Annotated in this window: 10 protein-coding genes; 3 read left to right on the forward strand and 7 right to left on the reverse strand. The window is 45.4% G+C overall.

Annotation, left to right across the window (positions count from 1 at the left end; genetic code table 11):
- A complete protein-coding gene (locus DF182_RS31060; protein WP_113619810.1) occupies nucleotides 1–3,099 on the forward strand; it encodes an efflux RND transporter permease subunit in 3,099 nt (1,032 codons plus the stop codon).
- Between the two features lie 180 nt (nucleotides 3,100–3,279).
- Here the strand turns inward: DF182_RS31060 and trhO are convergent, their stop codons facing one another.
- Entirely contained in the window at nucleotides 3,280–4,245 is a 966-nt protein-coding gene (gene trhO / locus DF182_RS31065; protein WP_245957656.1) for an oxygen-dependent tRNA uridine(34) hydroxylase TrhO, read from the reverse strand.
- A 274-nt stretch (nucleotides 4,246–4,519) separates the two neighbouring features.
- Nucleotides 4,520–4,747 carry a helix-turn-helix domain-containing protein gene (locus DF182_RS32915; RefSeq protein ID WP_113619812.1) on the reverse strand — a complete coding sequence of 76 codons (228 nt, stop codon included), beginning with the start codon at nucleotides 4,745–4,747 and terminating at the stop codon, nucleotides 4,520–4,522.
- Between the two features lie 296 nt (nucleotides 4,748–5,043).
- Here DF182_RS32915 and DF182_RS31075 point away from each other — a divergent pair, with 296 nt between their 5' ends.
- Nucleotides 5,044–5,436 carry a response regulator transcription factor gene (locus DF182_RS31075; RefSeq protein ID WP_161964336.1) on the forward strand — a complete coding sequence of 131 codons (393 nt, stop codon included), beginning with the start codon at nucleotides 5,044–5,046 and terminating at the stop codon, nucleotides 5,434–5,436.
- Between the two features lie 109 nt (nucleotides 5,437–5,545).
- Here the strand turns inward: DF182_RS31075 and DF182_RS31080 are convergent, their stop codons facing one another.
- From DF182_RS31080 to DF182_RS31100, 5 genes are all read right to left on the reverse strand, one after another.
- Nucleotides 5,546–5,752: a hypothetical protein gene (locus DF182_RS31080; RefSeq protein WP_113619814.1), complete on the reverse strand. Its 207-nt coding sequence runs from the start codon at nucleotides 5,750–5,752 to the stop codon at nucleotides 5,546–5,548.
- Nucleotides 5,753–6,232: 480 nt separating this feature from the next.
- On the reverse strand, nucleotides 6,233–8,746 hold the full coding sequence (locus DF182_RS31085) for a DUF5686 family protein (RefSeq protein ID WP_113619815.1): 2,514 nt from the start codon (nucleotides 8,744–8,746) through the stop codon (nucleotides 6,233–6,235).
- 78 nt (nucleotides 8,747–8,824) lie between these two features.
- A complete protein-coding gene (locus DF182_RS31090; protein WP_113619816.1) occupies nucleotides 8,825–9,181 on the reverse strand; it encodes a hypothetical protein in 357 nt (118 codons plus the stop codon).
- 308 nt (nucleotides 9,182–9,489) lie between these two features.
- The gene (locus DF182_RS31095) at nucleotides 9,490–10,680 is read right to left on the reverse strand and encodes an O-succinylhomoserine sulfhydrylase (protein WP_113619817.1); all 1,191 of its coding nucleotides are present in this window, start codon (nucleotides 10,678–10,680) and stop codon (nucleotides 9,490–9,492) included.
- Nucleotides 10,681–10,701: 21 nt separating this feature from the next.
- Nucleotides 10,702–11,121, reverse strand: coding sequence for an OsmC family protein (locus DF182_RS31100; RefSeq protein WP_113619818.1), 420 nt, complete (start codon nucleotides 11,119–11,121; stop codon nucleotides 10,702–10,704).
- 105 nt (nucleotides 11,122–11,226) lie between these two features.
- Here DF182_RS31100 and metX point away from each other — a divergent pair, with 105 nt between their 5' ends.
- A complete protein-coding gene (gene metX, locus DF182_RS31105; protein ID WP_245957658.1) occupies nucleotides 11,227–12,285 on the forward strand; it encodes a homoserine O-acetyltransferase MetX in 1,059 nt (352 codons plus the stop codon).
- Nucleotides 12,286–12,434 lie beyond the last annotated feature (149 nt).

Raw genomic sequence — 12,434 nt, forward strand, 5'->3', positions numbered from 1 at the left:
ATGAATAAATTCATCAGAAATATTGTAGCTTTTTCGCTTAAAAACAAACTGTTTGTTTTTATCAGCGTTGTCACGCTGATCATAGCGGGGGTGGTTTCTTTCCTGCATACCCCCATCGAAGCATTCCCGGATGTTACCAATACCCAGATCGTGATCGTGACCAAATGGAACGGTCGCAGTGCACAGGAAGTGGAACGTTTTGTAACACTGCCCATAGAAGTATCTATGAACGCAGTACAACGTAAAACCAGCGTACGCTCTGTTACCATGTTTGGTCTTTCTGTGGTAAAAATCATATTTGAAGATGATGTAGAAGATTTTTTTGCGCGGCAGCAGGTGAATAATATGCTGGCAGGCCTTGGCCTGCCTGAAGGCGCATCCCCGGAGGTACAGCCCCCCTACGGCCCTACAGGGGAAATCTTCCGATATTATCTCAAGAGCAGTAAACGTGATTCCCGTGATCTGCTCACCTGGCAGAACTGGGTGATAGACCGTCAGATCCGCAGTGTGCCCGGTGTGGCCGATGTGGTAGCCTTCGGCGGCCAGGAAAAAATCTACGAAATCTCTGCCGACCCGGTACGTCTTGCCAAATATGACATCACTCCATTGGAGCTGTATCAGGCCATTACCAAAAGTAATGTGAACGTAGGTGGTGACGTTATCGAAAAAAACGGGCAGGCTTATGTAGTGCGTGGTATAGGTCTGCTCAGCAGCATCTCCGGCATCCAGAATATCATCGTTCAGAATATCAATGGTGTACCCCTGCTCGTTAAAGACCTCGCCGCTGTACGTGAATCGTCTGCGCCCCGCGTAGGCCAGGTAGGACTGGACAAAAGCGACGACCTCGTAGAGGGTATCGTGGTAATGCGTAAAGGCGAAAATCCTTCCGAAGTACTGAAACGCCTTAAAGACAAACTGAAAGAGCTGAATGAGACAGTATTGCCGGAAGACATCAAAATGGAGACTTTCTACGATCGTGACAACCTGATGGAATTCTGCACGCATACTGTAATGCATAACCTGGCAGAAGGGATCATTTTTGTGACAGTGATCGTATTCATTTTTATGGCCGACTGGCGCACTACCGTGATTGTGTCCATCATCATACCGCTGGCACTGTTGTTTGCCTTCATGTGTCTGCGTATCAAAGGTATGAGCGCCAATCTACTCTCCATGGGAGCCATCGACTTCGGTATCATCATCGATGGTGCTGTGGTAATGGTGGAAGGAATCTTTGTAATGCTCGATCATAAAGCCCATAAATATGGGATGGAGCGGTTCAACAAGATGGCCAAACTCGGCTGGATCAAACAAACCGGCGGAGAGCTGGCTAAAGCCATCTTCTTCTCCAAACTCATTATCATCATCTCTTTGATACCTATCTTCTCTTTCCAGAAAGTGGAAGGTAAAATGTTCTCCCCGCTGGCATGGACGCTGGGCTTTGCCCTGTTGGGCGCATTGCTGTTTACCTTAACATTGGTGCCGGTACTGTGTTCTATCCTGCTTAACAAAAATGTGAAGGAGAAAAACAACTTTGTGGTGAATTTCTTTGACCGCATTGTTACCAAAGGTTTCAACTGGACTTACCGCAACAAACGTCTGAGTATTACCTGCTCACTGGCGTTTATAGTGGTTACATTCTTTTCAGCAAAGTTCCTGGGTACTGAGTTTCTGCCTCAGCTTAATGAAGGCTCACTGTGGGTGACCACGGAGCTGCCAATGAGTATGTCGCTCACTGAGAGTGTTAAGATGGCGCATAACATCCGGGAAGATCTGGGCAATTTTCCTGAAGTGAAGCGGGTATTGTCTCAGGTAGGCCGTTCCAATGACGGTACAGACCCTAACGGTTTTTATTTCGTACAATACCAGGTAGACCTGCTGCCTAAGGAAGAATGGAAACGTAAAATCAGCCAGGACGCTCTGATTGGGCAGATGGAAGGACGTTTGAAAAAATACCCTGGTATTATTCTCAACTTTTCCCAGCCCATCAGTGACAACGTTTCTGAAGCGGTGGCCGGTTTTAAAGCGGCCAATGGTGTGAAAATCTACGGCGCTGACCTTACACAGCTGGAGTCTCTGTCGCAGCAAGTCATTGCACAGCTCAAGAACGTGCAGGGTATCAAGGACCTGGGTGTGATCCGTAATATTGGTCAGCCTGAGATGAGCATCAACCTGGATGACAACAAGATGGCGCAATACGGCGTATCTACCGGTGATGCCCAGGCAGTGATAGAAATGGCGATCGGTGGTAAGACTGCTACCCAGCTGTATGAAGGAGAGAAAAAATTCGATATCCGTATCCGTTATGATGCCAACTATCGTAAAAACGAAGAAGACCTGGCCAATCTGATGGTACCTACTATCAACAATAACAAGGTGCCGCTGAAAGAAATCGCGGAAATCAGGACCATTACCGGTCCGGCTTTCATATACCGTGATCTGAACAAACGTTTCATCGGGATAAAATTTTCGGTGCGTGACCGTGACCTGGGGTCTACCATTAGCGAAGCTCAACAAAAAATTAACAAAGCTATTAAGTTACCCAAAGGTTATAGTGTAGGCTGGACCGGTGAGTTTGAAAATCAGGTGCGGGCCACCCAGAGACTGGGGCAGGTAGTGCCTATCAGCCTTGTGGCCATCTTTATGGTGCTGTTTATTATGTTGGGTAATGTGAAAGATGCAGGACTGGTTTTAATGAATGTTCCTTTTGCCCTGATAGGGGGAATTCTCGCATTGCACGTTACAGGTATGAACTTCGGTATTTCTGCCGGTGTAGGTTTTATTGCCCTGTTCGGCATTTGTATCCAGAATGGTGTAATTCTGATATCAGTGTTTCATAAGAACCTGGAGGCAAGAATGAGTCTGAATGAGGCGATTAAGCTGGGAGTTCAGAGCCGTATCAGGCCAGTAGTGATGACAGCATTGATGGCAGCGATAGGTCTGGTTCCGGCGGCGCTTTCACACGGTATTGGTTCTGAAACCCAGAAGCCGCTGGCGATTGTGGTGATTGGAGGCTTAATTACCGCTACAGTTCTTACTTTACTGGTATTTCCGATTATTTTCTATAGCGCTTATAAGAAAAAAGTGGAAGCACTTTAACAATATTACCGGCCTTCCGGCGGATTATTTTTCCGGGAGGCTGTTAACTTTTTAGTTCGCATATAGGTTGATAGAATGGTTATGAAAAAGGTAAAGGCCGGACTAGGTCCGGCCCCCACTGATTTTATAATCTATCTCTACTCCGCCCTGCCGAGAAGAAACAACGCGGGGCGGATTTTTTTATTTCAGTCTTTTTCTTCTGGATTTATTGAACATCAGTCCTTTATCTACACCTTTACGCAGTTCAGCTCTTTCTTCTTCCGGCAGTGCATACACGTCCTTGCAGGCGTCACTGCAGCAGCCATCATATTTCTGGGCGCAGGATTCGCACTGGATGAATAAAAGGTGACAACCGTCATTCAAACAGTTGGTGTGGGTATCACAAGGTTCCCCACATTGATGACATTGACTAATAATATCCTCACTTATTCTTTCACCGAGACGGTCATCGAAAACAAAATTTTTGCCTTTGAACTTGATGGGTAGTTCCTGTTGCCGTGCTTTGTTGGTATATTCAATAATACCGCCTTCCAGGTGGAAAACATTCTTAAAGCCGTGGTGCAGCATATAAGCAGATGCTTTCTCACAGCGGATTCCCCCCGTACAATACATGATAATATTTTTATCTTTCTGATCTTTCAGCATGTCCACTGCCATGGGTAACTGATCGCGGAAAGTATCAGAGGGAATTTCTATGGCCCCGTCAAAATGTCCGACTTCATACTCGTAGTGGTTACGCATATCAACGATGACTGTGTCGGGATCGTCAGTCAGTGCATTAAACCCTTTCGCATCAACGTATTTGCCGCGGTTGGCCATGTCGAAGGTGGGGTCAGAAATACCGTCGGCCACAATTTTGTCTCTAACCTTGATTTTCAGTACGAAGAAAGACTTGCCATCATCGTCTACAGCGATGTTGAGACGGATGCCGTTGAGGAAATCGATAGCGTAGAGGGCATCGCGGAAAGCCTCAAAGTTGTGTTCCGGAACGCTGATCTGGGCATTGATCCCTTCATTGGCAACATAGATACGTCCGAAAACATCGAGTTTAAAGAGGGATTCGTACAATTGATCGCGGAAAGCTTGCGGATCCTGAATTTTCGCGTACTGATAGAAGGAGATTGTAACGCGTTTGATTGTTTCCATTAACAGCCGTTTCTTGAGCTCAGCGGCTGATACTCTGTTGTGTAATACCATTTTGTTTGAAATTTTAAGGACACTTGCGTTGTGAACAAAATTTCAATCATTACCCTGGTTAACAAGGTTGTTGATCGATTCGTCTTGAAAGTATGTCTAAAAACCTGTTTTTTGATCAGGCACCGCAAAGATAGGTAATCCGGCGGGATCTTTTGCTGATGAGCAGGCATGAATATGGCTACAATGCAAGCATTGGCCAAAACGCATAAGCGAAATGCTATATTTATAAATCTTTCATAAGTCCGGAAATATCGGTACCGAGTGCTCTAGCAATGGCTTCCATTGTACTCAAAGTTGGATTACCTTTCCCTGATTCTATGCTCCAGACCTGGGAATAAGCTATGCCGGCTGTATCTGCAAATTCACGTGTGCTCAGACCTGTCGCCTCACGTAGTTTCCGGAATCGTTCGCCAAATCTCTTGGATAAATCCTGGTTGCGCACTCCTATCATTCACACAAATTCAAAAAAAGGGATAAAATTATTGACTTGATAGATCAAGTCATTTTAAAAAAAATATTATATTCGGTTATCTTTGCCTCCCCCAAAAATAACAATATTACGAGGCATCGCTTTTTAGCCTGTTCTAACCGCCAAATTAAGAACACAGGTATAGAAGGTGAGGCCCGCGACGTATGTGCGCGGGCTCTTCTTTGCTGTGTTCGACTTGGCGGTTAGAGCAGCATTGTAAGAGTTCCGCGCTTTTATTTTCCTGCGCGTTTTGTCCCAGAACCAAAACATCGTTTCCCATGATAACCAGGCAGCGCAAGACCTACAAAATTTTCTGGGTAGATGATGACCCCTTTTTTCTGAACTGGATCATCCCTCAGGTAACCGACCAAACCTGTTTTACAGTCCATATCTGTACCAATGCCCGAACAGCACTATACACCATAGGCACAGCCAGTCCGGACATTATACTGACCAACCTCGTCATGCCCGGAATGTGCGGACTTGAAATGATCGCTGCCATCAGGCACCAGAGCCCTTCCATCCCTATTGTGGTAGTTTCCAACAGATTTAATGATTGTGATAAACTGGCAGCTTTCGAAGCGGGGGCCGACTGCTTTCTTTCCAAAGCCGGGGTTAACGGAGAGGTGATCATCGCCGGCATATTACCTTACCTGAACAGAAAAGACTAACACAAAACTTTACAACTTACTCCCTTCTTTGTCTAAAGCAGGGGTTCATAATCCTTATAAATGACAGATAAAAAAAACGCCGGATTTTTATCCGGCGTTCTATAATTTCTTAGGGTTGAATTGTTTCCGCGTCTTTATTCCATTTATATAACCAGTAAAGGGAAAAATAAGCAGCGGCACTAATGATAAAAATGTAACCGATAAAACCAACGGTCCGTAATTCCACGGCACCCGGCAGATCATTCGCTTCTGTTATATATGCTGCGGCGGCCAGCAACATTCCTGTGATAAGGGCTATCAACGCTAGCTTTTTCATAACAAATGGTTTTTCATGGAGTAATGGTCAAAATAACACTTCTGTGTGATAAATTCCATAAAAGTGTATGCGGTCGAGTTTTCAGATTTACAACAGAACTGAACTGACAAATGTTCATCAAAGTGTTAAAAAAATATTTATGGTTTTATAACTATTTGATATTTATTGTATATATCTTTGCATATAAGTTACAACCCCGTATTGGCACCCTTTTTGAAAATAACGTTCTGACGAAAAAAATTGATTAACCCGAAAATGTTATGTTATGAGTATTTACCTTACTTACTTTATGTACGCTATCGTAGGCATCTGGATTTACAGACTGCTGGCTTATTTTTTTGATGAAAGAAAGGAAATGAGAAGCAAAAAACGTTAGGTCATGCTGAGTAGATGTAAAAAATTTGGTTATTTGGGTATTTGTTTACCCCGATAAATTCATCCCCAAATAACCAAATACCTGCTCTTCTCCAGACCTACTGACTAAGGCCGCACCAGATTTCCGAATACACCGCCAAATCCCACTCTTACGCCTACACGTGTATCATCCTGGCTCTGATAACCCGCTACCACATCCACTCTCAGCACCTTCAGGATGTTCTCCAGGCCCAGAAAAGCTTCTACGTAATTATTCTGCCCGTTCACATAAAAAGCATTGGACCCTGCTACCAGATTCCATTTCAAACGATTCAACAATGGGATTTTATTAGTCAGCAGCCCATTAAAATGATGCTCAATATTAGCCGTTACAAAAAACGGAGCGGTATTACTGTATTTGTAATATGGCGCCAGCTGGAAACTGTTGAGATACCGGGTATTGTAGAATGTCTGGTTACCATTAAAATGCTGGAAATCTGGAATCTGGACATTGCGGTCGTTTAGGAAACCACCAGCAGTAAGTCGATAGCGGAATTCGCCAAACAACTTGAAGTTCATACCGTCAAATACAGAGACCCGCCATTTGTCGAAATCAACAATGCTATTGGCCACATTGGGAATCCCTTTACTATAGGACAATTCAAAAGTAGGGTACTTTGATCCCAGCGGCACCTTACGATCCGGCAGCTCCATAAACTGCTGTCCTGGCTGGAAACGGAAATTCAGGTCCACAATAAAAGCCTGGTGCCGGTTGAATGGTACATTCGCCAGATCTTCCGGATGATTGGGCGTAAACTGTTTTTTATCATTCTTAAAAATCACAAAATCGGTAGTGTTTTCTACCGGTATCCGGCTTTCGTAACGCACGCCGGCGGTTAAACGATCATTTGTTTGAAAGGTACGGCTGTATTGCAATTGAGCGAACCAGTTTTCATACAGCTTCATATAGTTTTCTTTCAGGAACAGCGTATAAAACTCGTTGGCGATATTATCTATCGGATTGTCAGGGTTGAACTGGCTGATACGTTTCCCTCCTCCTACTGTCCAGTCATTACGGCCATAACGGTTACGTACACGGCTGTTGGCACTATACGTCATAAACGTATAGGCATTCAGGTGAGTATTGCTCAAACCGTAACGTATATACGGAGTTACTTTCAACTGCTTCTCTTCTCCCAGATTAAAATTGAATTTCGGCTCCAGCGCCAGCACCAAACCTTCCACAGTATTATATTTCAATGCCTTCAACAAACCTGTCAGTCTTATATCATGTGAAACGATGGCGCTGTCTCTGCGGAAATAAGATTTGCGGTTAACACCATTCCACAATACGTCCATCACCTTCACCGGCTTCTGTTTGCGGCGCATAGAGTCGAGTGTATTACCAGACATGGCCGCCAGTTTGTTGGCCTGTGCAGTGCTATCTTTCTGGTGGTAGTCTCTGGACTCTGCTACTTCCAGCGGCACCGGCCGGATACTGTCCCAATAATGCGCTTCTTTTTTATCGAAAGCGGAATCGTATTTAATAACGGTATTGTCAAAAAACTTTGCTGGGAAATTGGGATGAAGATTATAATCGGAATAAACATTCACAATATTGCCTTCCATACCGAAGCCAAACTTATTGACGCCTATATGCAACACCTGGTCTTTAATACGCCACACATCACCCGATACAGGCACATGAGTTTGCCGGATACGGAGTGTGTCCATCAGCTCCAGCTGGTATTCGCTGGTAAGGAAAAGGTCTGTGCTATGGATACGCCAATCATTATCCGTAATAAAAATATACCCGGCAAACAGCGGCTCATGTTTACGCCGGGGTATCACACGGATTCTGTTGACCATCCGGCCATCTTCCATAAACTCACCTTCCAGGCGGTATTTGTAATAGGCCAATGCGTTTTCTGCAATCGGTGAGATATAGCCCCTCGGTCCCATCTGTGTGATAACAGCGGATACATTGTTATCATAAAAACTGATAATGGCCGGAAAACTCATCCCGAAACCACCGCCGCTCTTTCTGTCGGAAATGACTTCCAGCTTCATTTTATCGGGCATGCGACTGGATATCTTAGTGACAGATTCAGAGAGGAAAACCATCCCTTTTCCGGCGCTATCAACACCCATATCCTCTTTATCGACTTTTTTTCCGAGAAACTTTTCGGGCATCCCTTTCATATTCATGGTACCCTTGATATAAGACATACAGGTATACTCCCGCACCTGGTTCTGATAAAAAGCCCTTTTCTTAATGGCTGCACGGATTATAGCATAGGCAGGATCTTCCCCACCGGCTTTCACCACCACTTCCCTGATCTGGAGATTGACGGGTAACAAGATGAAGTTAACGGTTTGCGTAGCGGCGTCTACGTTAATGGTTGTCTCCGTCTTACGGTAACCAATATACTGACACACCAGCGTATAGCCTCCAGGAGCAATATCCAGCTGATATTGTCCGACAGCATTGGTAGTAGTACCGATGGTAGTGCCCTTTATCAGCACAGTAGCGAAGGGCAATGGCGTATTTTTGTCATCGGTCACCAGACCTTTGACGATAGCGGCTTCACAGTACGTTGTCAACAACAGTAAAAACAGGGTAGGTAGGTATTTTATCATATATCAAAAATAACTTCCTGATATTTACGCAAATACCCACCCTTTTGTTTTACCACAATTTTAACAGCACATGATAAGCTAGGAAACTGCTTTCCGGGGAGCCCGTAAGAAAGCGGCACTACAGGCAGCAAAACCAGCCACCAGCGCGCCAAGGAAAGCACTCACCACACCCAGCAACGGAGCACTGCGTACCTTCAGAATCATCTCACTCATACGGTTGGCCAGCAAATGATCATTGCGAACATCCAGATAAAAAGCCAGTACCAACCACAATATAAAAATGGATAGGAAAGCGCTGAAAAAAGATTTACCCGGTGACAATGGCAACACCAGCGTAACAACAAAAGCCACCAGCGCTACGCTCCACCAGGGCATTACAATACCGGCAGCATAGGCCAGGGCAAGAATCAGCAGAAAATGGGAAAAGGATTTCATAATTCTAATATAAGAAAATAACTCCAATTATTCCTGGTCCCAGGGCTAAAGCCCTGGGCTAAATTTGTTGGGGAAAATACGGAGGCCTCTTTATCAATTGGGTATTTGATAAAAAGAGGATTTGGTGTTTTTGATATTTGATATAAAATAGAAAACCCTCTGTTTATCATTTGAGGATTTGATAGAAAGAGGATTTGGTGTTTACTACGTTACAATCGTCATACAAAAAAGAAGGGCCTCTGTTTATCAAATACCCAAATGATAAACAGAGGCCTTCGTATTTTCTCCAACAAATTTAGCCCAGGGCTTTAGCCCTGGGACGACAAATTAAGCGCTTGTTCGATATCAGCGAGTATGTCATTGATGTTTTCGAGTCCTACGGAGATGCGGATCAGGCCGGGGGTGATGCCTACTGTTGCTTTTTCGGCATCGCTTAGTTTAGCGTGTGTAGTGCTGGCCGGGTGAGAGGCGATACTACGGCTGTCGCCAAGGTTGGCTGTCAGTGACAGCAGCTTCAGGCCGTTGAGGAAACGGACACCACTCTGGAGGCCTCCTTTCAGCTCAAAACAAACGATACCACCGCCGCCGCTCATTTGTTTGCGGGCGATTTCATATTGTGGATGGCTTGTCAGGAAAGGATACTTTACACTGGTAAGGTGTGGGTTGCCTTCGAGGGCCTGTGCCAGTTTAAGGGCGCTATCTGAATGGCGCTCCATACGCACATGCAGTGTTTCCAGGCTTTTGCTGAGCACCCATGCATTGAAAGGTGACATAGCGGGGCCGGTACTTCTGCAGAAAGTATAGATCTCCTTGATCAGTTCTTTTTTACCAACGATAGCGCCACCGAGCACGCGTCCCTGTCCATCGATCCATTTGGTGGCGGAGTGGGTAACGATATGTGCTCCTGCTTCGATAGGCCTTTGTAACACGGGTGTAGCGAAGCAGTTGTCTACGTTGAGAATGATATTATGTTTATTGGCGATTTCTGCCAGCAAGGCGATGTCGATGATCTCCAGTCCCGGGTTGGACGGTGTTTCCACGAAGATCATCCGTGTATTGGGCTTTATCATGGCTTCAATACCGGCCGGATCGTTGAGGTCGAAGTAAGAAGATTCGATACCCCATTTAGGCAGAAATTTAGTGATAACGGTATGTGTAGAGCCGAATATAGAGCGTGCACTCAGCACATGGTCTCCGGCTTTGAGCAGGGCCATGAAGCTGGCGAAGATGGCACTCATGCCGGAAGCTGTGGCATAGCCGGCTTCGGCGCCTTCGAGCGCACACATTTTCTGTACAAACTCGTCTACATTGGGATTGCTGAAACGGCTATAGATATTAAAATCCGTTTCATCAGCGAAGGTGGCTCTCATTTCTTCCGCGTTGTCGAAGCAGAAGCTGGAAGTCAGGAACAATGGTGTGGAATGTTCCATTTCGTTGGTCCTTGCTGTTTGTATCCTGACCGCATTGGTTTCCGGTTGGTATTGATTCTCTTTGCTCATAGACATGGTGGTTTCTCCGTATTAGGCATTCAGTTTCACTTCCCAGGTCAGTTTGGTATTGGCCTGACGCAGGGTTTCGGCTACAGAGCAATATTTATTCATGGACAGTTCTACTGCACGGGCAGCTTTGTCCGGATCGATGTTACCAGTAAAGTGAAAGATGATATGTGCTGTTTCCCATAATGCTGGTTCTTTTCCTTTCTCTCTGTCTGCTTCGATTTCGATACGGAAATCCTTCACTTCCTGACGTTGTTTTTTCAGGATCATCAGCACATCGATGGCAGAGCAGCCACCAAGGCCCATGATGATCATTTGCATTGGTCTTACTCCGTTGTTCTTTCCTCCATTTTCAATGGATGAATCCATCAACACTTTATGACCGCCTTCGTCTACGGCTTCCATGTTGAATCCGTCGTCTACTCTTTGTAATGCTATTTTCATGATAAGTGAGTTTCTACCAACAAAGATAAATAATTCAACTGCGTAATTCACAATTCTCTTAGGTAATTCCGGCGTATAATGTAGATTTGCAAAAATTTTGGATTATTGTCTGTAAAGGTTTTTCACAGCAAAGCACCGTTCCGGTTAGAGTCCGGTCAGGTATTACCTGAATTACATATCGCCTATCATACATATGGCACCATGCAAGCAGATGGCAGCAATGTCGTATGGGTATGTCATGCGCTGACGGCCAACAGTGATGTTGCCGACTGGTGGAGTGGTCTTATCGGCCATGACCGCGTTATTGATCCTGCCAGACATTTTATCGTCTGCGCTAATATCATTGGCTCCTGTTATGGCAGCTCGGGTCCGCATACTGTCAATCCTGACACTGAAACCCCCTGGTTCCATTCCTTCCCGGCTATTACTATCCGTGATATGGTACAGGCACACCGTCTGCTGCGTGAACACCTGCAGATACAGAGGATAGACCTCCTCGTAGGCGGCTCCATGGGCGGTTATCAGGTACTGGAATGGGCTCTCACAGAACCGGAGATCATCAGTCGCCTGTTCCTGCTTTGTACCGGTGCAGCAGAAAGCGCCTGGGGCATTGCTATCCACACTGCGCAACGACTCTCCATTGAAGCCGACAGCACCTGGAAAGATGACACCTACAGTGCCGGCCACAACGGTCTTAAAGCCGCCAGAGCCATTGGTATGGTCACTTACCGTAACTACCAGACCTTTATGCGCACCCAGTCTGATCCTGATAAAGAGAAAACAGATGGTTTCCGCGCATCCTCCTATATTAGCTACCAGGGCGACAAACTGGTAAAACGCTTCAATGCACAATCCTACTGGCTCCTCACCAAAGCCATGGACAGTCACAACATCGCCCGCGGACGTCATGAAGATATCAGTACCTCCCTCTCCCATATCCAGCAGCCCGTATTGCTGATCGGTATCAGCAGCGATATTCTCTGCCCTCCCGAGGAACAACGATTGCTGGCCACCTATCTGCCTCATGCAACCTATCACGAAATAGATTCGTCATATGGCCATGATGGTTTCCTCATTGAGTTTGAGAAGATCGGAAAAATACTCTCCCACTGGAACTGTGATGCGTATGATCTTTCTGATGACCGGACGAAATGGGAGCTGTGATTTTTCTGATGCATGTGATTTTTCTGATGAGCGGATGAGGACTGTTAGTATGAGGATGTATTGAAATTTTATTAGCTTATAAGAAAATACCCCTGGGATAAACCCAGGGGTATTTTTTTGCAGAATTTGCAAAAATAATCCTGCCTCTA

The sequence above is a fragment of the Chitinophaga flava genome (genome assembly GCF_003308995.1).
In the GTDB taxonomy this organism is placed as follows: Bacteria; Bacteroidota; Bacteroidia; order Chitinophagales; family Chitinophagaceae; genus Chitinophaga; species Chitinophaga flava.

Excerpts from the sequence above, each read along its gene's own strand:
- DF182_RS31060 (WP_113619810.1), top strand. The coding sequence starts at position 1 with ATGAATAAATTCATCAGAAATATTGTAGCTTTTTCGCTTAAAAACAAA.
- trhO (WP_245957656.1), bottom strand. The coding sequence starts at position 4,245 with ATGGAAACAATCAAACGCGTTACAATCTCCTTCTATCAGTACGCGAAA.
- DF182_RS32915 (WP_113619812.1), bottom strand. The coding sequence starts at position 4,747 with ATGATAGGAGTGCGCAACCAGGATTTATCCAAGAGATTTGGCGAACGA.
- DF182_RS31075 (WP_161964336.1), top strand. The coding sequence starts at position 5,044 with ATGATAACCAGGCAGCGCAAGACCTACAAAATTTTCTGGGTAGATGAT.
- DF182_RS31080 (WP_113619814.1), bottom strand. The coding sequence starts at position 5,752 with ATGAAAAAGCTAGCGTTGATAGCCCTTATCACAGGAATGTTGCTGGCC.
- DF182_RS31085 (WP_113619815.1), bottom strand. The coding sequence starts at position 8,746 with ATGATAAAATACCTACCTACCCTGTTTTTACTGTTGTTGACAACGTAC.
- DF182_RS31090 (WP_113619816.1), bottom strand. The coding sequence starts at position 9,181 with ATGAAATCCTTTTCCCATTTTCTGCTGATTCTTGCCCTGGCCTATGCT.
- DF182_RS31095 (WP_113619817.1), bottom strand. The coding sequence starts at position 10,680 with ATGAGCAAAGAGAATCAATACCAACCGGAAACCAATGCGGTCAGGATA.
- DF182_RS31100 (WP_113619818.1), bottom strand. The coding sequence starts at position 11,121 with ATGAAAATAGCATTACAAAGAGTAGACGACGGATTCAACATGGAAGCC.